The organism is Streptococcus sp. Marseille-Q5855 (genome assembly GCF_946901985.1).
In the GTDB taxonomy this organism is placed as follows: Bacteria; Bacillota; Bacilli; order Lactobacillales; family Streptococcaceae; genus Streptococcus.
Genome location: NZ_CAMPPR010000006.1, coordinates 291,721 through 313,031, shown reverse-complemented (window position 1 = coordinate 313,031; position 21,311 = coordinate 291,721). Strand labels below are relative to the sequence as shown.

19 protein-coding genes are annotated in these 21,311 nt (G+C 42.3%); 13 read left to right on the top strand and 6 right to left on the bottom strand.

Going from position 1 to position 21,311, the window contains the following annotated elements; genetic code table 11:
* Positions 1-210: 210 nt before the first annotated feature.
* On the bottom strand, positions 211-1,377 hold the full coding sequence (locus OC529_RS07975) for an IS30 family transposase (RefSeq protein ID WP_262081901.1): 1,167 nt from the start codon (positions 1,375-1,377) through the stop codon (positions 211-213).
* 313 nt (positions 1,378-1,690) lie between these two features.
* On the opposite strand from OC529_RS07975, the gene rpsL reads away from it, so the two are divergent.
* The 12 genes from rpsL (at position 1,691) to pepC (ending at position 14,242) form a co-directional block, all read left to right on the top strand.
* Entirely contained in the window at positions 1,691-2,104 is a 414-nt protein-coding gene (gene rpsL, locus OC529_RS07970; protein ID WP_001142332.1) for a 30S ribosomal protein S12, read from the top strand.
* Positions 2,105-2,123: 19 nt separating this feature from the next.
* A complete protein-coding gene (gene rpsG, locus OC529_RS07965; RefSeq protein WP_000087873.1) occupies positions 2,124-2,594 on the top strand; it encodes a 30S ribosomal protein S7 in 471 nt (156 codons plus the stop codon).
* Positions 2,595-2,872: 278 nt separating this feature from the next.
* Positions 2,873-4,954 (top strand): elongation factor G, encoded by a 2,082-nt coding sequence (gene fusA / locus OC529_RS07960; RefSeq protein ID WP_000090345.1) that lies wholly within the window; start codon positions 2,873-2,875, stop codon positions 4,952-4,954.
* Between the two features lie 103 nt (positions 4,955-5,057).
* Complete coding sequence (locus OC529_RS07955) at positions 5,058-9,449, top strand: PolC-type DNA polymerase III (protein ID WP_262081900.1); 4,392 nt, start codon at positions 5,058-5,060, stop codon at positions 9,447-9,449.
* Positions 9,450-9,551: 102 nt separating this feature from the next.
* Positions 9,552-9,815, top strand: a complete 264-nt coding sequence (locus tag OC529_RS07950) for a type II toxin-antitoxin system RelB/DinJ family antitoxin (protein WP_049551202.1) — start codon at positions 9,552-9,554, stop codon at positions 9,813-9,815.
* Positions 9,808-10,086: a type II toxin-antitoxin system YafQ family toxin gene (locus tag OC529_RS07945; RefSeq protein WP_042900272.1), complete on the top strand. Its 279-nt coding sequence runs from the start codon at positions 9,808-9,810 to the stop codon at positions 10,084-10,086. Before OC529_RS07950 ends, OC529_RS07945 begins: the two co-directional genes overlap by 8 nt.
* A gap of 20 nt (positions 10,087-10,106) precedes the next feature.
* Positions 10,107-10,259, top strand: coding sequence for a hypothetical protein (locus OC529_RS07940; RefSeq protein WP_007285108.1), 153 nt, complete (start codon positions 10,107-10,109; stop codon positions 10,257-10,259).
* A gap of 21 nt (positions 10,260-10,280) precedes the next feature.
* On the top strand, positions 10,281-11,522 hold the full coding sequence (locus tag OC529_RS07935; RefSeq protein WP_173218050.1) for an aminopeptidase: 1,242 nt from the start codon (positions 10,281-10,283) through the stop codon (positions 11,520-11,522).
* Between the two features lie 9 nt (positions 11,523-11,531).
* Positions 11,532-11,762 (top strand): GlsB/YeaQ/YmgE family stress response membrane protein, encoded by a 231-nt coding sequence (locus OC529_RS07930; RefSeq protein ID WP_173218048.1) that lies wholly within the window; start codon positions 11,532-11,534, stop codon positions 11,760-11,762.
* Between the two features lie 20 nt (positions 11,763-11,782).
* Positions 11,783-11,986 (top strand): hypothetical protein, encoded by a 204-nt coding sequence (locus tag OC529_RS07925; RefSeq protein WP_262081899.1) that lies wholly within the window; start codon positions 11,783-11,785, stop codon positions 11,984-11,986.
* Positions 11,987-12,074: 88 nt separating this feature from the next.
* Positions 12,075-12,797: a pseudouridine synthase gene (locus OC529_RS07920; RefSeq protein ID WP_262081898.1), complete on the top strand. Its 723-nt coding sequence runs from the start codon at positions 12,075-12,077 to the stop codon at positions 12,795-12,797.
* A gap of 110 nt (positions 12,798-12,907) precedes the next feature.
* A complete protein-coding gene (pepC, locus tag OC529_RS07915; protein WP_262081897.1) occupies positions 12,908-14,242 on the top strand; it encodes an aminopeptidase C in 1,335 nt (444 codons plus the stop codon).
* A gap of 55 nt (positions 14,243-14,297) precedes the next feature.
* Here pepC and OC529_RS07910 read toward each other — a convergent pair whose 3' ends face one another.
* From OC529_RS07910 to OC529_RS07890, 5 genes are all read right to left on the bottom strand, one after another.
* On the bottom strand, positions 14,298-15,209 hold the full coding sequence (locus tag OC529_RS07910) for a PTS system mannose/fructose/sorbose family transporter subunit IID (protein WP_173274990.1): 912 nt from the start codon (positions 15,207-15,209) through the stop codon (positions 14,298-14,300).
* A 23-nt stretch (positions 15,210-15,232) separates the two neighbouring features.
* Positions 15,233-16,036: a PTS mannose/fructose/sorbose transporter subunit IIC gene (locus OC529_RS07905; RefSeq protein WP_173274991.1), complete on the bottom strand. Its 804-nt coding sequence runs from the start codon at positions 16,034-16,036 to the stop codon at positions 15,233-15,235.
* Between the two features lie 27 nt (positions 16,037-16,063).
* Complete coding sequence (locus tag OC529_RS07900; RefSeq protein ID WP_172930959.1) at positions 16,064-17,053, bottom strand: PTS sugar transporter subunit IIB; 990 nt, start codon at positions 17,051-17,053, stop codon at positions 16,064-16,066.
* Between the two features lie 231 nt (positions 17,054-17,284).
* The gene (gene adhP, locus OC529_RS07895) at positions 17,285-18,304 is read right to left on the bottom strand and encodes an alcohol dehydrogenase AdhP (RefSeq protein WP_000649185.1); all 1,020 of its coding nucleotides are present in this window, start codon (positions 18,302-18,304) and stop codon (positions 17,285-17,287) included.
* A 497-nt stretch (positions 18,305-18,801) separates the two neighbouring features.
* Positions 18,802-19,614: a Cof-type HAD-IIB family hydrolase gene (locus OC529_RS07890; protein WP_262081896.1), complete on the bottom strand. Its 813-nt coding sequence runs from the start codon at positions 19,612-19,614 to the stop codon at positions 18,802-18,804.
* A 189-nt stretch (positions 19,615-19,803) separates the two neighbouring features.
* Here OC529_RS07890 and OC529_RS07885 point away from each other — a divergent pair, with 189 nt between their 5' ends.
* Positions 19,804-21,222, top strand: a complete 1,419-nt coding sequence (locus tag OC529_RS07885; protein WP_173274993.1) for an NCS2 family permease — start codon at positions 19,804-19,806, stop codon at positions 21,220-21,222.
* Positions 21,223-21,311: the final 89 nt, after the last annotated feature.

Here is a 21,311-nt window from a genome sequence, read left to right as displayed (position 1 = left end):
GTTAATCTGATAAAAATTGTAAAAACCAGTGGAAATCCATGTCAGGGTAAGTTCCACTGGTTTTACTAATGCTTGATTTTATTGCTTTTGTAGCCAAAATGAATCGAAAAAAAGAGCGCACAAAATCCTCTTATCTGAAAGCGTTTCAGATTAAGTTCCGCTATGGTGGAAGTTAGTGTGAGACGTTTGAATAGGGTTTTAGGTTAGTTTTTAGAACTTATGTTGGAGTAATTTAGAAGACTGACAGACGTCTTCTGCAGGTATTTTAGAAATGCCGAGAAGCTTAGGAATTTCTTCTCCATAAGTAAAGGCAAAGAGTTCATAAGCTGACTTTCCATTCAAAGCAGCACGTTTGACGCTGTTGACATGAGAGCAGACGAGATTGATGTCCTCTTGAGTTAAGTTGTCAAAGGAAATTCCCTTTGTTAGGATGTCGCGAATCAAGGTGTGATTTTTCTCGATTCTCCCTTTCTGGTCAGAGCGATTAGGGTCACAAAAGAAGAGTTTACTCTCTCCTCGCACATCCATTTCGATGTCATCAACCCTTGCAAACTCTCCACCATTATCGGTAAGAATGACAGGGAAGAGTTGGAAGAAATCTTTGTCAGCTTGGTGAAGAGTGTTCTTGATGTCATAGAGGTGTTTGGTAACCTCAAGGGCAGTTTTATTATCCAGCAGTCTAGCGAAGATACAGTTACAGAAAGATAGATTGAAGGTGAGTAGGACTTTACCTCCCATTCTGCCCATAACGGTATCCATTTCTAGCCAAGAGTCTAGTTGATTAAGGGTTAAATAATTTAGGAAATCCTCATAGGAACGGCCTTTTTTAGCTTCTTTAGGGATGGGAGGTAGCTTACTTTTTCTTCGTTCTTTAAATTTAACGGCTCTGGTTAGGTCAATAGGAGCGATAGACAGGTAACCTTTTCGGATGTGTCGATAGACAGTTGAGGAGCTGACATCAAGATTGTGAGTTTTGAGGATATGATAGATGTGTTGTCCCTTTTTAACACCATCAGAAATGACTTTGTCCATGTCCCAGAAGGTCTTAGAATTGAGGGGAGTTCCTTCACGAGCTTCTACAAGAGTTTGTTCGTATTGTTTTTGAGCTTGTTTAGCGAGGTAGAAGATTTTTTTAAATCCACAATTTTGTCTTCTTTTAGGACAGCCGTTACAGACAAAGGGAGCCTTGTCGAGTAGAGGGCAAGGAAGGTTATGGCCTGTAGACTCTCGGACTTGTCTGTTTCGTTTGACTTCTTTGGAAACAGTAGTCGGGTCTTTTAGAATAAGTTGCCCGATCGCTTTGAAGGTTTCACTGCGCTCTAAACCTAATTGGATATCATTACGGTCTGAAAGGGTAAGGTGTTTATGTTTTGTCATAGTAGACCTCGTTTCTAACTCAAACGTCTCACACTTAATTCCACCATAAAAATCCGTTTTAGACTAACTTCCACTTTGGATAGGCAAGTGGAAGTTACTTTGAGAAGTTACACAGAGCTAAAATTAACAATAAAAAAGAAAAATATCTTGACAACTAGTGGAAAATTTTGTTACAATAATAGACGGTACTTTTTACTTTTGGTCTCTCAAGAGTGTACAGGGACGTGCTGACAAATGTTGCAAAAGTACACACAGATGATAGCTGTCACCAAGTGTATCATCACCAAAAATAAAAAAACACAGGAGAATGTAGATGCCTACAATTAACCAATTGGTTCGCAAACCGCGTAAATCAAAAGTAGAAAAATCTAAATCACCAGCTTTGAACGTTGGTTATAACAGTCATAAAAAAGTTCAAACAAACGTTTCTTCACCACAAAAACGTGGTGTTGCAACTCGTGTTGGAACAATGACACCTAAAAAACCTAACTCAGCCCTTCGTAAATTCGCTCGTGTACGTTTGAGCAACCTTATCGAAGTTACTGCCTACATCCCAGGTATCGGACACAACTTGCAAGAGCACAGCGTGGTGCTTCTTCGTGGTGGACGTGTAAAAGACCTTCCAGGGGTACGTTACCATATCGTCCGTGGTGCACTTGATACTGCAGGTGTTAACGATCGTAAACAAGGCCGTTCTAAATACGGTACTAAACGTCCAAAAGCATAAGGAAAGGGGATAAAGAGAAATGAGTCGTAAAAATAGAGCTCCAAAACGTGACGTATTGCCAGATCCGCTTTACAATTCACAACTAGTTACTCGTCTTATCAACCGCGTTATGCTTGACGGTAAACGTGGTACAGCTGCTTCAATCGTTTACGGTGCCTTTGAGCAAATCAAAGAAGCTACTGGTAACGATGCACTTGAAGTATTTGAAACAGCTATGGAAAACATCATGCCTGTACTTGAAGTACGTGCACGTCGTGTTGGTGGTTCTAACTACCAAGTCCCAGTTGAAGTTCGTCCAGAACGTCGTACAACACTTGGACTTCGTTGGTTGGTAACAATCGCTCGTCTTCGTGGTGAACACACAATGCAAGACCGTCTTGCAAAAGAAATCTTGGATGCTGCTAACAACACTGGTGCAGCTGTTAAGAAACGTGAAGACACTCACCGTATGGCTGAAGCTAACCGTGCATTCGCACACTTCCGTTGGTAAGATTAAGATACTAAGGGCGTTAAAAAAGCGACTGAAAATTAGGAAGCTTGACGAAGAATCGAAGATTCTAGGAGAGCTTATCTATTTTCCAAGCTTTTAGCCTGGGTTCAAATTAGCTAAATCGATTAGTATTAGCTATAACTCAACTTACCATCTCGTAAGTTGAAACCAACAATAGCATGAAAACATTGAGAACGGGTAGGTCCTGCCTATCCGTTTTTATTAAAATCGTGTTATAATAGAATAGAAATCAAAAATAAATAGGAGAAACAAACCTCATGGCACGCGAATTTTCACTTGAAAAAACTCGTAATATCGGTATCATGGCTCACGTCGATGCTGGTAAAACAACTACAACTGAGCGTATCCTTTACTACACTGGTAAAATCCACAAAATCGGTGAAACTCACGAAGGTGCGTCACAAATGGACTGGATGGAGCAAGAGCAAGAGCGTGGTATCACTATCACATCTGCTGCGACAACAGCTCAATGGAACAACCACCGCGTAAACATCATCGACACACCAGGACACGTGGACTTCACTATCGAAGTACAACGTTCTCTTCGTGTATTGGACGGTGCGGTTACAGTTCTTGACTCACAATCAGGTGTTGAGCCTCAAACTGAAACAGTTTGGCGTCAAGCAACTGAGTACGGAGTTCCACGTATCGTATTTGCCAACAAAATGGACAAAATCGGTGCTGACTTCCTTTACTCTGTAAGCACACTTCACGATCGTCTTCAAGCAAACGCACACCCAATCCAATTGCCAATCGGTTCTGAAGATGACTTCCGTGGTATCATCGACTTGATCAAGATGAAAGCTGAAATCTATACTAACGACCTTGGTACGGATATCCTTGAAGAAGACATCCCAGCTGAATACCTTGACCAAGCTCAAGAATACCGTGAAAAATTGATTGAAGCAGTTGCTGAAACTGACGAAGAATTGATGATGAAATACCTCGAAGGTGAAGAAATCACTAACGAAGAATTGAAAGCTGGTATCCGTAAAGCGACTATCAACGTTGAATTCTTCCCAGTATTGTGTGGTTCAGCCTTCAAAAACAAAGGTGTTCAATTGATGCTTGATGCGGTTATCGACTACCTTCCAAGCCCACTTGACATCCCAGCAATCAAAGGTATTAACCCAGATACAGACGCTGAAGAAACTCGTCCAGCATCTGACGAAGAGCCATTTGCAGCTCTTGCCTTCAAGATCATGACTGACCCATTCGTAGGTCGTTTGACATTCTTCCGTGTTTACTCAGGTGTTCTTCAATCAGGTTCATACGTATTGAATACTTCTAAAGGTAAACGTGAACGTATCGGACGTATCCTTCAAATGCACGCTAACAGCCGTCAAGAAATTGACACTGTTTACTCAGGTGATATCGCTGCTGCCGTTGGTTTGAAAGATACTACAACTGGTGACTCATTGACAGATGAAAAAGCTAAAATCATCCTTGAGTCAATCAACGTTCCAGAACCAGTTATCCAATTGATGGTTGAGCCAAAATCTAAAGCAGACCAAGACAAGATGGGTATCGCCCTTCAAAAATTGGCTGAAGAAGATCCAACATTCCGCGTTGAAACAAACGTTGAAACTGGAGAAACAGTTATCTCAGGTATGGGTGAGCTTCACCTTGACGTCCTTGTTGACCGTATGCGTCGTGAGTTCAAAGTTGAAGCGAACGTAGGTGCTCCTCAAGTATCTTACCGTGAAACATTCCGAGCTTCTACTCAAGCACGTGGATTCTTCAAACGTCAGTCTGGTGGTAAAGGTCAATTCGGTGATGTATGGATTGAATTTACTCCAAACGAAGAAGGTAAAGGATTCGAATTCGAAAACGCAATCGTCGGTGGTGTGGTTCCTCGTGAATTTATCCCAGCGGTTGAAAAAGGTTTGGTAGAATCTATGGCTAACGGTGTACTTGCAGGTTACCCAATGGTTGACGTTAAAGCTAAGCTTTACGATGGTTCATACCACGATGTCGACTCATCTGAAACTGCCTTCAAGATCGCGGCTTCACTTGCCCTTAAAGAAGCTGCTAAATCAGCACAACCAGCTATCCTTGAACCAATGATGCTTGTAACAATCACTGTTCCAGAAGAAAACCTCGGTGATGTTATGGGTCACGTAACTGCTCGTCGTGGACGTGTAGATGGTATGGAAGCACATGGTAACAGCCAAATCGTTCGTGCTTACGTTCCACTTGCTGAAATGTTCGGTTACGCAACAGTTCTTCGTTCTGCATCTCAAGGACGTGGTACATTCATGATGGTATTTGACCACTACGAAGATGTACCTAAGTCAGTACAAGAAGAAATCATTAAGAAAAACAAAGGTGAAGACTAATCTGTCCTCACTCTAGAAGGAAGTCACTTAGTGGCTTCCTTTTGTCTTTAGAAAATACCTCTAAATATGGTAAAATAGTAGGAGAATAATGTGAGGAAAATGAATGTCAAACAGTTTTGAAATTTTGATGAATCAACTGGGGATGCCTGCTGAAATGAGACAGGATCCTGCTTTATCACAGGCCGATATTGAGCGAGTTGTGGTTCATAAAGTTAGTAAGGTATGGGAGTTTCATTTCGTATTTTCTAATATTTTACCGATTGAAATCTTTTTAGAATTAAAGAAAGGTTTGAGCGAAGAATTTTTTAAGACAGGCAATAAAGCTGTTTTCGAAATCAAGGCTCGGTTTCAAGAATTTTCAAATCAGCTCTTGCAGGCCTATTATAGAGAAGCTTTTTCTGAAGGGCCATGTGCTAGTCAAGGTTTTAAGTCCCTTTATCAAAATTTACAAGTTCGTGCTGAAGGCAATCAACTATTTATTGAAGGTTCAGAGGCGATTGATAAGGAACATTTTAAGAAAAATCACCTTCCTAATTTAGCTAAACAACTTGAAAAGTTTGGTTTTCCAACTTTTAACTGTCAGGTCGAGAAGAATGATGTGCTGACTCAAGAGCAGGAAGAAGCATTTCATGCTGAAAATGAGCAGATTGTTCAAGCGGCCAATGAGGAAGCGCTCCGTGCTATGGAACAACTGGAACAGATGGCACCTCCTCCAGCGGAAGAGAAACCAGCCTTTGATTTTCAAGCCAAAAAAGCTGCAGCTAAACCGAAGTTAGACAAGGCGGAGATTACTCCTATGATTGAAGTGACGACGGAGGAAAATCGTCTGGTCTTTGAAGGGGTTGTGTTTGATGTAGAGCAAAAAGTGACCAGAACAGGGCGTGTTTTGATCAACTTTAAAATGACGGACTACACTTCAAGTTTTTCTATGCAAAAGTGGGTTAAGAACGAGGAAGAGGCTCAGAAGTTTGATTTAATTAAGAAGAATTCTTGGCTCCGAGTTCGTGGGAATGTGGAGATGAATAACTTCACACGCGATTTGACTATGAACGTGCAGGATGTGCAGGAAGTTGTTCACTATGAGCGGAAGGATTTGATGCCGGAAGGTGAGCGTCGGGTTGAGTTTCATGCTCATACTAATATGTCGACCATGGATGCTTTGCCAGAGGTAGAAGAAATCGTTGCGACAGCTGCTAAGTGGGGACACAAGGCGGTTGCCATCACGGATCATGGAAATGTCCAGTCCTTCCCACATGGCTATAAGGCGGCTAAGAAAGCGGGAATTCAGCTAATCTATGGAATGGAAGCCAATATCGTGGAGGACCGTGTCCCTATCGTCTATAACGAAGTGGAGATGGACTTGTCAGAAGCGACCTACGTGGTCTTTGACGTGGAAACGACGGGACTTTCAGCTATCTATAATGATTTGATTCAGGTTGCGGCTTCTAAGATGTACAAGGGGAATATCATTGCTGAATTTGATGAATTTATCAATCCCGGGCATCCCTTGTCAGCCTTTACTACTGAGTTGACTGGAATTACAGATGATCATGTCAAAAATGCCAAACCACTAGAACAAGTTTTGCAAGAATTCCAAGAATTTTGCAAGGATACTGTCCTAGTCGCTCACAATGCGACCTTTGACGTTGGCTTTATGAATGCTAATTATGAGCGTCATGGTCTGCCAAAGATTAGTCAGCCAGTGATTGATACGCTGGAGTTTGCTAGAAACCTCTATCCTGAGTATAAACGTCATGGTTTGGGGCCTTTGACCAAGCGTTTTGGTGTGGCCCTAGAACATCACCATATGGCCAACTACGATGCGGAAGCGACAGGTCGTCTGCTCTTCATCTTTATCAAAGAGGTAGCAGAAAAACATGGTGTGACTGACTTGGCTAGACTAAACATTGATTTGATTAGTCCAGATTCTTATAAAAAAGCTCGAATTAAACATGCGACCATTTATGTCAAGAATCAGGTAGGCCTAAAAAATATCTTTAAGCTGGTTTCCTTGTCTAATACCAAGTACTTTGAAGGGGTACCACGGATTCCGAGAACGGTTCTAGATGCCCATCGGGAGGGCTTGATTTTAGGATCAGCCTGTGCAGAAGGCGAAGTTTTTGATGCGGTCGTTTCTCAAGGTGTGGATGCGGCGGTTGAGGTGGCCAAGTATTATGACTTTATAGAGGTCATGCCACCGGCTATCTATGCGCCCTTGATTGCCAAAGAACAGGTCAAGGATATGGAGGAACTCCAGACCATTATCAAGAGTTTGATAGAGGTTGGAGATCGCCTTGGCAAGCCTGTTCTGGCTACGGGAAATGTTCACTATATCGAACCAGAAGAAGAGATTTACCGTGAAATTATCGTCCGTAGTTTGGGACAGGGTGCGATGATTAACCGAACTATCGGTCATGGTGAACATGCCCAACCAGCTCCTCTGCCAAAAGCCCATTTTAGAACGACCAATGAGATGTTGGATGAATTTGCATTCTTGGGAGAGGAACTGGCTCGTAAACTGGTAATTGAAAATCCCAATGCCTTGGCAGAAATCTTTGAACCTGTTGAGGTCGTTAAGGGTGACTTGTACACGCCTTTCATTGACAAGGCTGAAGAAACGGTCGCTGAATTGACCTACAAGAAAGCTTTTGAGATTTATGGAAATCCACTGCCAGATATTGTCGATTTGCGGATTGAAAAAGAACTAACTTCCATTCTGGGAAATGGATTTGCCGTGATTTATCTAGCCTCGCAGATGCTGGTGCAACGTTCCAATGAACGGGGTTACTTGGTTGGTTCTCGTGGATCTGTCGGTTCCAGTTTCGTTGCGACTATGATTGGGATTACGGAGGTCAATCCTCTCTCTCCTCACTATGTCTGTGGTCAGTGTCAGTATAGCGAGTTTATCACAGACGGTTCTTATGGTTCAGGATTTGATATGCCCAATAAGGACTGTCCAAACTGTGGTCACAAACTCAGTAAAAATGGGCAAGATATTCCTTTCGAGACCTTCCTTGGTTTTGATGGAGACAAGGTTCCCGATATTGACTTGAACTTCTCGGGAGAAGACCAGCCTAGCGCCCACTTGGATGTGCGTGATATCTTTGGTGAAGAATATGCCTTCCGTGCAGGAACGGTTGGTACGGTAGCTGCTAAAACTGCTTATGGCTTTGTAAAGGGCTATGAGCGAGATTACGGGAAGTTTTATCGTGATGCAGAGGTGGAGCGTCTCGCCCAAGGGGCGGCTGGTGTCAAGCGAACGACAGGACAACACCCAGGGGGAATCGTTGTTATTCCTAACTACATGGATGTCTACGACTTTACGCCTGTCCAGTATCCAGCGGATGACGTGACGGCTGAATGGCAGACCACTCACTTTAACTTCCACGATATTGATGAGAACGTCCTTAAACTTGATGTACTGGGACATGATGATCCTACCATGATTCGAAAACTCCAGGACTTGTCTGGGATTGATCCTAATGAAATACCTATGGATGATGAAGGCGTGATGGCCCTCTTTTCAGGGACAGATGTGCTAGGGGTAACACCTGAACAAATCGGAACACCAACTGGGATGTTGGGAATTCCAGAATTTGGAACCAACTTTGTCCGAGGCATGGTCGATGAGACGCATCCGACGACTTTTGCGGAGTTGCTACAGCTCTCAGGTCTATCCCATGGTACCGATGTGTGGTTGGGAAATGCTCAGGATCTGATTAAGCAAGGAATTGCGGACCTATCAACCGTTATCGGTTGTCGAGACGACATCATGGTTTACCTCATGCACGCGGGTCTCGAACCGAAGATGGCCTTTACCATCATGGAACGGGTACGTAAGGGCTTGTGGCTCAAGATTTCCGAAGAGGAGAGAAATGGCTACATCGAAGCCATGAAAGCTAATAAGGTGCCAGAGTGGTATATCGAGTCTTGTGGGAAAATTAAGTACATGTTCCCTAAAGCCCATGCGGCAGCCTACGTTATGATGGCCTTGCGTGTAGCTTACTTCAAGGTTCACCATCCCATTTATTACTACTGTGCTTACTTCTCCATTCGTGCTAAGGCTTTTGACATCAAAACCATGGGGGCGGGCTTGGATGCCATCAAACGCAGAATGGAAGAAATCTCTGAAAAACGGAAGAATAATGAAGCCTCTAATGTGGAAATCGATCTCTATACAACTCTTGAGATTGTCAATGAGATGTGGGAGCGTGGCTTTAAGTTTGGCAAACTCGATCTCTACCGTAGTCAGGCGACAGAGTTCCTTATCGATGGGGATACCCTCATCCCGCCATTTGTTGCTATGGATGGTCTGGGAGAGAACGTTGCTAAGCAGTTGGTGCGAGCGCGTGAAGAGGGAGAATTCCTCTCTAAAACAGAACTACGCAAGCGTGGCGGACTCTCATCAACCTTGGTTGAAAAGATGGATGAAATGGGGATTCTGGGCAATATGCCAGAGGATAACCAGTTGAGTTTGTTTGATGAGTTGTTTTAAAAAAATTGTTTAATCATCTATTCAAAGAGGCTAACGTATATCTAATAGATTTACATTAGCCTTCTTTTTTGTTAAAATAGTCTATAGAAAGAGGGTGAGAGTATGTCAAAGACGAGCATGAGTATCCGTTTGGATAGTGAGGTCAAGGAGCAGGCCCAACAGGTGTTTAGTAATCTGGGAATGGATATGACAACAGCTATTAATATTTTCCTTCGTCAGGCTATTCAATATCAGGGATTACCTTTTGATGTTAGACTAGACGAAAATCGGAAGTTGCTCCAAGTGTTAACGGATTTAGACCAAAATCGTAATATGAGCCAGTCTTTTGAATCAGTTTCTGACTTGATGGAGGATTTGCGTGCTTAAGATTCGTTATCATAAACAGTTTAAAAAAGATTTTAAGTTGGCTATGAAGCGTGGTTTGAAGGCAGAATTATTAGAAGAAGTTTTAAATTTTCTTGTTCAAGAAAAAGAACTTCCTGCTAGATATCGTGATCATCAATTGACGGCATCCAAGCATTTTCAAGGAGTTCGTGAATGCCATATCCAGCCAGATTGGCTTTTGGTTTATAAAGTAGACAAGGAAGAATTGATTTTAAATTTGCTTAGGACAGGAAGTCATAGTGATTTGTTTTAATAAATTTTAAGGGGGTTCTCATGAAACTAAGAATTTTTGCGGAAGATAAGCCGGCTGAGAAGGTGTTTGAGTATCAATTGGAACTTGCTGATCGTACAATCCTTCTATCGACAGCACTCTTGTCAGGTGCTATTGCTTTAGCAGGAATCTTTTCTGCTTTGAAAGAAAAATAAAAATAGAAAAGAGAAAACAGAATGGTTTTACCAAATTTTAAAGAAAATCTAGAAAAATATGCGAAATTATTGGTTGCGAACGGAATCAATGTGCAACCTGGTCACACTTTGGCTCTCTCTATCGATGTGGAGCAACGTGAGTTGGCTCACTTAATCGTCAAAGAAGCTTATGCTTTGGGTGCACATGAGGTGATCGTTCAGTGGACAGATGATGTGATTAACCGTGAGAAATTCCTCCATGCGCCGATGGAGCGTCTGGACAATGTGCCAGAATACAAGATTGCTGAGATGAACTATCTTTTGGAGAACAAAGCTAGCCGTCTTGGAGTTCGTTCTTCTGACCCAGGTGCCTTGAACGGAGTGGACGCTGACAAGCTCTCAGCTTCTGCCAAAGCTATGGGACTTGCCATGAAGCCAATGCGCATCGCAACGCAATCTAACAAGGTTAGTTGGACTGTAGCAGCCGCTGCTGGACTTGAGTGGGCTAAGAAAGTCTTTCCAAATGCTGCGAGCGATGAAGAAGCAGTCGATCTTCTTTGGGACCAAATCTTCAAAACTTGCCGAGTCTACGAAGCAGATCCTGTTAAGGCTTGGGAGGAACATGCAGCTATCCTCAAGAGCAAGGCCGATATGCTTAATAAGGAGCAATTTTCAGCCCTTCACTACACAGCGCCAGGGACAGATTTGACCCTTGGTTTGCCAAAGAACCACGTTTGGGAATCAGCTGGTGCTATCAATGCCCAGGGCGAAGGCTTCTTGCCAAATATGCCAACTGAAGAAGTCTTCACAGCACCTGATTTTCATCGCGCAGATGGTTATGTCACTTCTACAAAACCGCTTAGCTATAATGGAAATATCATCGAAGGCATTAAAGTAACCTTCAAGGATGGACAAATTGTGGATATCACTGCAGAAAAAGGCGATCAAGTCATGAAAGACCTTGTCTTTGAAAATGCGGGTGCGCGTGCCTTGGGTGAATGTGCCTTGGTACCAGATCCAAGCCCAATTTCTCAGTCAGGTATTACCTTCTTTAACACCCTTTTCGATGAGAATGCTTCAAACCACTTGGCTATTGGTGCAGCATATGCGACTAGCGTAGCTGGTGGAGCGGAGATGAGCGAAGAAGAGCTTGAAGCTGCGGGGCTTAACCGTTCAGATGTTCACGTAGACTTTATGATTGGTTCTAGTCAAATGGATATAGATGGTATCCGTGAGGATGGGACAAGTGTACCACTCTTCCGTAACGGAGATTGGGCAAATTAAGGAGATAATATGTTAGGAAGTATGTTCGTTGGTCTCCTAGTGGGATTTTTAGCAGGTACTCTGACTAATCGTGGAGAGCGAATGGGATGTTTTGGAAAAATGTTTCTAGGCTGGATTGGTGCCTTTATAGGGCATTTGCTTTTTGGGACTTGGGGACCAATTATATCAGGAACAGCCATTATCCCAGCGATTTTAGGAGCTATGATTGTTTTAGCTATTTTCTGGAGACGAGGAAGTTAATTTCTTAAATCTGATACTCAATGAAAATCAAAGAGCAAACTAGGAAACTAGCCGCAGGCTGCTCAAAGCACTGCTTTGAGGTTGTAGATGAAACTGACGAAGTCAGCTCAAAACACTGTTTTGAGGTTGCAGATAGAACTGACGAAGTCAGCTCAAAACACTGTTTTGAGGTTGCAGATAGAACTGACGAAGTCAGTAACATACCCACGGCAAGGCGACGTTGACGCGGTTTGAAGAGATTTTTGAAGAGTATGAAACGAAAAGGAAGTTGGTCATTGTACCAGCCTCCTTTTGATATGATATAATAGTTCTATGAGATTGGATAAATTTTTAGTTGCCTGTGCTGTAGGGAGTCGGACAGAGGTCAAAATCTTGCTCAAGGCTGGGCGCGTGACGGTAAATGGTAAAAAAGAAAAATCAGCTAAATTGCAGATTGATGAAGAAATAGATGAGATTCGCTTTGATGGGCAAGTGTTGGAGTATGAAGAGTTTGTCTACTACATGATGAACAAGCCCAAAGAAGTTATCTCAGCGACTGAGGATCCTAAGCACAGAACCGTTCTGGACTTGCTGGATGATATTGCTCGGAGCAAGGAAGTTTTCCCAGTAGGACGCTTGGATATTGACACGCATGGTCTTCTGCTCTTGACTAATGACGGCAAGCTGGCCCATGCTCTTCTTTCACCTAAGCGTCATGTGGATAAGACATATCTGGCTCAGGTCAAGGGAATGATGACCCAAGAAGATGTGGAGACATTTGCCAAGGGAATTCCGCTCAAAGACTTTACCTGTCAACTTGCTAGACTGGAGATTCTTTCCACAGATACAGAAAAGAATCAGAGCCAAATCCGTGTGACCATTGCAGAAGGGAAGTTTCATCAGGTCAAGCGTATGGTGGCCTACTGTGGCAAGGAAGTAGTAGATTTGCAACGTTTGACTATGGGAACTCTAGTATTAGATGAGAACTTAGAACGAGGGGAATGGCGTCGCTTGACCAAGGAAGAGTTAGAATCTCTCCTTGCGAATATTGCTTAATTTGATTTATATTCGAAAAGGTGAGGAAGAATATCCTTGCCTTTTATGTTTTTCAGTTGCTTACTTTGTGAAAAGAGTTATAATAGACTGTAGAATAAAAGGAGGAATCTATGAACGCGATTCAAGAATCATTTACTGATAAACTATTTGCCAATTATGAAGCAAATGTAAAATACCAAGCGATTGAAAATGCTGCCAGCCACAACGGAATTTTTGCAGCCTTAGAACGTCGCCAAAGCCATGTAGACAACACACCTGTTTTCTCATTGGATTTGACCAAGGACAAGGTCACTAACCAGAAAGCGTCTGGTCGTTGCTGGATGTTTGCAGCTCTCAACACCTTCCGCCACAAGCTTATCTCACAATACAAACTAGAAAATTTTGAGTTGTCACAAGCCCACACTTTCTTTTGGGACAAGTATGAGAAATCCAACTGGTTCTTGGAGCAAGTGATTGCGACTGCAGACCAAGACTTGACGAGCCGTAAGGTTAAATTCCTACTTCAAACACCTCAACAAGATGGCGGTCAGTGGGATATGGTGGTGTCTCTCTTTGAAAAATATGGTGTTGTTCCCAAGTCAGTTTACCCTGAGTCTGTTTCATCTAGTAGCAGTCGTGAGCTAAATGCCATTCTCAACAAATTGCTTCGTCAAGATGCTCAAATTTTGCGTGACTTGCTTACTTCTGGTGCGGACCAAGCGACTGTTCAAGCTAAGAAAGAAGACCTCTTGCAAGAAATTTTTAACTTCCTTGCCATGTCACTAGGACTTCCACCACGTAAATTTGACTTTGCCTATCGTGATAAGGATAACAACTACCAAAGTGAAAAGGGCATCACACCACAAGAATTTTACAAGAAATATGTCAATCTTCCTTTAGAAGACTACGTTTCTGTTATCAATGCTCCAACTGCTGATAAACCTTACGGAAAATCTTACACAGTTGAGATGTTGGGGAATGTGGTTGGTAGCCGTGCAGTTCGCTACATCAACGTTCCAATGGAGCGCTTGAAAGAATTGGCGATTGCCCAAATGCAAGCAGGTGAGACTGTTTGGTTTGGTTCTGATGTCGGCCAGCTCAGCAACCGCAAAGCTGGAATTCTTGCGACAGATATTTATGACTTTGAATCAAGCATGGACATTAAACTCACTCAAGACAAGGCTGGACGTTTGGACTACAGCGAAAGTTTAATGACCCACGCTATGGTCTTGACAGGTGTTGACTTGGATGAAAATGGTAAGTCAACCAAGTGGAAGGTTGAAAACTCTTGGGGAGATAAGGTCGGTATAGATGGTTACTTTGTTGCCTCAGACGCTTGGATGGACGAATACACTTACCAAATCGTTGTTCGCAAAGAATTGCTGACAGCAGAAGAACAAGCTGCCTATGAAGCAGAACCAATTGTACTCGCACCATGGGATCCAATGGGTGCCTTGGCCGAATAAAAGTATAGAAAAAAGGAATCAGATTTTAGAACCTGGTTCCTTTTAAGTTGCTTGATTACATGATATGAAGAACATGTGCCACAATACCCACTGCGAAGAGGGCAAGGATAATAGTGATTGGAGATACTTTTTTCTTAAGCAAGTACATGCAAAGTAAAGTAAGGAGTAGTCCTGATAGTCCAGGAATCAACATATCCAAGTTTTGTTGGAAAGTAGTAACTTTTTCAGGTGTTTGAGACAATCCTTGTCCTACTTGTGAGAATGCTTCTTGGATACCTTTAGATCCTTCTGGCAATTTATCCCAATGGATATAAGCTTTTTCATCTAGTTGAACTTTGGCAACATCGAAAGCAAATTTAATATTTACCCAACGTTGAACAAGGACAGCAAGAATGAACATACCAAGGATAGAAGCACCTTTAGTGATGTCTTGAAGGATACCGCCAGACATATCTTTAGTGATTTCTGATCCAGCCTTGTATCCAATCTCTTGTGTATACCACAAGAATGACATACGAATCAAGTTCCATGCAACAAAGAAGAGGAGTGGACCTAAGATATTACCAGTAAGGGCAAGTGAAGCACCGAGTGATCCAAGGATTGGGCGTACTGTAAACCAGAATACTGGGTCACCGATACCAGCAAGAGGTCCCATCATACCGATTTTAACCCCTTGGATAGCAGCATCATCGATCTCAACACCGTTAGCACGTTCTTCTTCAAGTGCAAGAGTAACCCCCATGATTGGAGCGGCTACGTATGGGTGAGTGTTGAAGAACTCAAGATGGCGTTCAAGAGCAGCGATTTGATCTTCTTTTTTAGTGTAGAGTTTTTTAAGAGCTGGAATTAATGAGTAAGCCCAACCCAAGTTTTGCATACGTTCATAGTTCCAAGAACCTTGTAAGAAAGTTGAACGCCACCAAACTTTTTTACGATCTGATTTAGTTAATTGAAGTTTTTCAGTCATGATGTTTTCAGTCCTTTCTTATCTTAGTAATCTTCTAGGATATCGCCGATTGGGTCGTTAGAAGTTGCGGCTCCTCCGCCACCATTTCCACCAGTTTTAGAAAGGTGAAGGTAGATAAGAGCGATAGCAACACCGATAGCACCAAATCCGATTAGAGTAATATCTGATACGGCAGCAAGCACGAAACCGATAGCGAAGAATGGCCATACTTCACGAGTTGCCATCATGTTGATAACCATGGCGTAACCAACGGCAACAACCATACCACCACCGATAGCCATACCATCTTTGAGCCAATCAGGCATAGCATTTAGAATACTTTGTACGGTTTCAGTTGGTACCATTAGAAGGAGTGCTGCAGGGACTGCAATACGAAGACCTTGAAGAAGAAGTGCGATAAAGTGAGCGCGTTCAACTGCTTTAAAGTCACCTTTTTTAGCAGAAGCATCAGCAGTGTGAACCAATCCGACAGAGAGTGTACGGACGATCATAGTTAAGAATAGACCAGCAACGGCAAGAGGGATAGCAACCGCTTGGGCAACACCGATACCTGTCTTAGTAAAGTCGCCACCAAGAACCATGATAATGGCAGCAGCAACAGAAGCAAGAGCAGCGTCAGGAGCTACGGCAGCTCCGATGTTAGCCCAACCAAGGGCAATCATTTGAAGAGAACCACCAAGTATAATACCTGCTTCTAAGTGACCTGTTACAAGCCCAATAAGAGTACAAGCTACAAGTGGTTGATGGAATTGGAACTGGTCGAGGATACCTTCAAGACCTGCAAGGAAGGCTACAACGACTACTAAAACCATAGAAATAATAGACATCTTTAAAATCCTTTCATAAATAATGGCTTATTTGACATTGGCTTTGTTAATCAAGTCAAACAAATCTTTTTTAGAATCATTTGGTACTTTACGTACGTCAAATTCAACACCGAGGTCACGCATTTTTTCAAATGTAGCAACGTCTTCTTTGTCCATCGACAAAACAGTATTGACCAATGTTTTACCTGTTGAGTGAGCCATAGAACCAACGTTAAGAGTTTTGATTGGCACGCCGCCTTCGATGGCACGAAGGGCATCTTGAGGTGTTTCAAACAAGATAAGGGCATGTGTTTCTCCAAAACGTGGGTCTTTTGAAACCTCAATCAGTTTTTGAATTGGAACCACGTTAGCCTTGACATTACCTGGAGCTGCTTGTTTAATCAATTCTTTACGAAGGTCGTCTTTAGCTACGTTATCTGAAGCAACGATGATACGGTCTGCTTTTGAATCTGGAGTCCAAGCAGTTGCCACCTGACCGTGAAGTAGACGTGTGTCAAGACGGGCAAGATTGATTTTCAATTTACCGTCTCCGATAACAGTTCCTTCTGGGATAGCAGCTTGGGCAACTGGAGCAGCTGCAGCGCTTGCTACTTCCTCAACAGGGTTTAGCTCTTCTGGAAGAGCCTTGATGCCATCTTTGGCTTCTTTAATGATATTAGCAGCGACTTTTTCTACACCTGCAGCAGCGTCCATCAGGCGCTCTGTGTAGGCTTGAATTAACATCGGTAAGTTAAGTCCTGTGATGATGGCAAACTTACGCTCAGGATTTTCTCCCATCACGCGACTAGCTTGGTTAAATGGAGATCCACTCCAAAGGTCAGCCAAAACTAGAACCTCATCTTCTGCGTCAAATGCAGCAACAGCGTTATTAAACTTAGCGTATAGATCATCAGGGCCTTCATTTGGCATAAAGGTTACAACTTGAACCTTTTCTTGTTCACCAAAGATCATAGATCCTGACTGATGAATACCCGCAGCAAATTCGCCGTGGCTCGCAATAATGATTCCGATACTCATTATTGTCATTCCTCCTTTTTTGTTTTAGTTTTCGTTTAAGAAAACTTTAAGACTTTTTAAGTATAAACCGTTTTCATCTAAAAATCAACTATTTATAATAAAAAATTAAAAAGTTTTTTTGCAGATGTTGATATATTGAGTTTTTGAGGAGTAATCTTGAATTCTTATTTAAAAATTTAATATAAAAAAGTTGGAAGCGCATTCCAACTTTTAAAATAGGTTTCTATTAGATTAGTGGGTGAAGTCGAGTACCATACGTCCTTGGATTTGACCTTTTTCCATTTCGTCGAAAATGGCTACGGCATCTTCTATTGGACGTTTTTGAACAACTGGAACTACTAAACCTTCTGCACCGAATTGGAAGGCTTCTTCCAAGTCTTTACGAGTTCCTACAAGAGAACCGATGACTTGGATTCCATCGAGGACTGTTTTAACGATGCTGAGTTCCATCATTTCAGAAGGAAGACCGACAGCGACGACGCGACCACCAGCACGAACGGAGTCAACAGCCTGGTTGAAGGCAACTTTAGATACAGCAGTTACGACAGCTGAGTGAGCACCTCCATCAGTTTTTTCCTTGATGAGTCCAGGTACATCTTCAACTTCGAGGCCGTTAATAACAATGTCAGCGCCTACTTCTTTTGCAAGGGCAAGTTTGTCGTTATTGATATCAACTGCGATAACATGAGCATTGAATACTTTTTTAGCGTATTGAACAGCTAGGTTACCAAGGCCACCAGCACCGTAAAGGACAACCCATTGGCCTGGTTCAACTTTGGCCTCTTTAATAGCTTTATAGGTTGTTACACCAGCACATGTGATAGAAGAAGCTTGGGCTGGATCAAGTCCGTCAGGAACTTTGACAGCATAGTCAGCAGTTACGATACACTGTTCAGCCATACCACCGTCTACTGAGTAGCCAGCATTTTTTACTGTACGGCAAAGAGTTTCACGGCCAGTTGTACAGTATTCGCAAGTACCACATCCTTCAAAGAACCAAGCAACGCTGACGCGGTCACCGACTTTAAGGCTTTTCACATCTGGGGCAATTTCTTTAACGATACCAACACCTTCGTGACCTAGGACACGTCCTGGTACCTGACCGAAGTCGCCATGGGCAACGTGGAGGTCAGTGTGGCAAACACCACAGTATTCAATTTCTACAAGTGCTTCCCCAGTTTCAAGTGGACGGAGTACTTTTTCTTCAACAGCAACACCAGTGCTTTCTGGATTTACAACAACAGCTTTCATAGCTATCCTCCTTGATATTGACCGAGAACAGGGACAACGGGACTGGATTGATTTTTTGTCAACAGAGTCGAGTGTGACGAGCTCTCTTGTATTTATATGTGAAGTATATCACAAAAGAAAGCCTTTTCCAAGGTTTTGGTGGTAAAAAATAGAACAATCGATTAACTGGTTGATGAGACTGTGAAAAGAGCACAAAGAGTCTGGGACAAAAAGATTTTGATTTTAGGAATTCTTTATTATAAGTTTTTAAAATCGATAGATTAGACAAAAAAGCGAACAAAACAGAATTCTGTTTTGTTCGCTTTTTATATTTAAGGTTAGACTTTTGTCCCAGACTCATACTCTTCGAAAATCTCTTCAAACCACGTCAGCTTCGCCTTGCCGTATATATGTTACTGACTTCGTCAGTTTCATATACAATCTCAAAGCAGTGCTTTGAGCAACCTACGGCTAGCTTCCTAGTTTGTTCTTTGATTTTCATTGAGTATCAGTATAGGTTATAAGAATAAGTCTTGCAGGGTTTTGGCAACTCCGTCTTGGTCATTGGTCAGAGAAATTTGCTCATCTGCATAAGGGAGTAGCTCTGGATTGGCATTTTTCATGGCATAGCCCTTCCCAGCAAAAGCGAGCATTTCGGTATCATTGTGTTCATCTCCAAAGGCAATCAAATCTTTTTTGTCACGGTTCATTACCTTGAGCAAGTAGTTCAAGGCAAAGGCTTTGTTGACACCTTTTGGGGTACACTCAAGGATATTGAGCGGACCTCCCCAGGTATTGATAGACAGTTGATGCTGGTAGAAGGTGTTCATTTCTTTTGCCAGAGCATACTTGTCACTGGCTCTGGTCTGCAAGAGAATACAGTTAGGGTCCTTGGTCACCAATTCAGGCTGAAATTGATTTTCAGGATGGAAAGCTTCTACACCAAATAGTTTGGGATTAGCAATTTCTTCATTGGGATTTGTAATGTAAAATTTTTTACGGTATTCTCCAGCGATAAAATCGGCTTGAATGTCCTCAGAACGTCGAACCATGTCTAGCAGATATTTTTTGTCTACCGTCAAACACTTTTCAAAGTCCCAAACTTGGTCTGGCAAATGAGTAAGGGAGCCGTTGAAATTAATCATAGGAGTGTCTAAGCCTAGTTCACGGTAGAAATCTTTTGACATGCGGTAAGGGCGACCTGTCGTAATAATAACCTGATGGCCTTTTTCAGTAACTTTTTTAATGGTTTCTTTGGTAAAGTCAGAAATTTGACTGTCTGAGTTGAGCAGGGTTCCATCCAGGTCAACTGCAATAATTTTTTTCGTCATAGGGACCTTTCTAGTGTCTTTTCAGATAAGATGTCTACTATTATAACAGAAAGCAGGCAGAAAAGCAGATTCCAAACAAAAAATGAAATTCCATCAAATTTTTAAATAAATTAAACAAAGATATTGAAAAAGTGAATGATAAATGATATAATTCTGTTATTGTTCGTAAAAATTAAAAGGAGATTGATAATGGACAAATTATTTAAACTAAAAGAGAACGGTACAGACGTTCGTACAGAGGTTCTCGCTGGTTTAACGACTTTCTTTGCAATGAGTTATATTCTCTTTGTAAACCCACAAATTCTTTCGCAAACAGGAATGCCTGCTCAGGGTGTATTCCTCGCAACGATTATCGGTGCAGTAGCGGGTACCTTGATGATGGCCTTCTACGCCAACTTGCCATATGCTCAAGCACCAGGTATGGGACTCAATGCCTTCTTTACCTTTACAGTTGTATTCGGGCTTGGTTATTCTTGGCAAGAAGCCCTAGCTATGGTCTTCATCTGTGGGATTATTTCATTGATTATTACCTTGACAAATGTTCGTAAAATGATCATTGAATCGATTCCCAATGCTCTTCGCTCAGCTATTTCAGCTGGTATCGGTGTCTTTCTTGCCTACGTGGGGATTAAGAATGCTGGGCTTTTGAAATTCACGATTGATCCAGGCAACTATACTGTTGTAGGAGAAGGAGCTGACAAAGCTCAAGCAACCATTGCGGCAAATGCTTCAGCAGTTCCAGGCTTGGTCAGCTTTAATAATCCAGCTGTTTTGGTGGCTCTTGCAGGACTTGCTATCACAATCTTCTTTGTCATTAAAGGGATTAAAGGAGGAATTATCCTCTCTATCTTGACAACAACTGTTCTTGCTATTGCAGTTGGTTTGGTAGATTTGTCAAGCATCGATTTTGCTAATAACCATGTTGGTGCAGCTTTTGAAGATTTGAAGACAGTCTTTGGTGCAGCTCTTGGTTCAGAAGGTTTGGGAGCTTTGGTTTCAGATACAGCTCGCTTGCCTGAAACGCTTATGGCTATTCTTGCCTTCTCATTGACAGATATTTTTGACACAATTGGTACCCTGATCGGTACAGGTGAAAAAGTTGGTATCGTAGCGACCAATGGTGAAAATCACCAATCAGCTAAGTTGGATAAGGCTCTTTACTCTGATTTGATTGGAACGACAGTCGGTGCCATCGCAGGTACTTCGAACGTAACGACTTATGTTGAGTCTGCTGCTGGTATTGGTGCAGGTGGACGTACTGGTTTGACAGCCTTGGTCGTAGCTATCTGTTTTGCGATCTCAAGCTTCTTTAGCCCGCTTCTAGCGATTGTACCAACAGCCGCTACAGCTCCAATCTTGATTATCGTTGGGATTATGATGTTGGCTAGCTTGAAAAATATCCATTGGGATGATATGGCTGAAGCGGTTCCTGCCTTCTTCACATCTATCTTTATGGGATTCAGCTACTCTATCACTCAAGGGATTGCAGTTGGTTTCTTGACTTACACTTTGACTGAGCTTGTCAAAGGTCAAGCTAAAGATGTTCATGTCATGATTTGGATTTTGGATGCCTTGTTTATCCTGAACTACATCAGCATGGCCCTATAAATGCTATAATATAAAAAGGGGTTCTCCCCTTTTTATATTATAGTTACTTGAAAATTGCTTCAAACTAGGTAGGTGATTTTGATTGAATG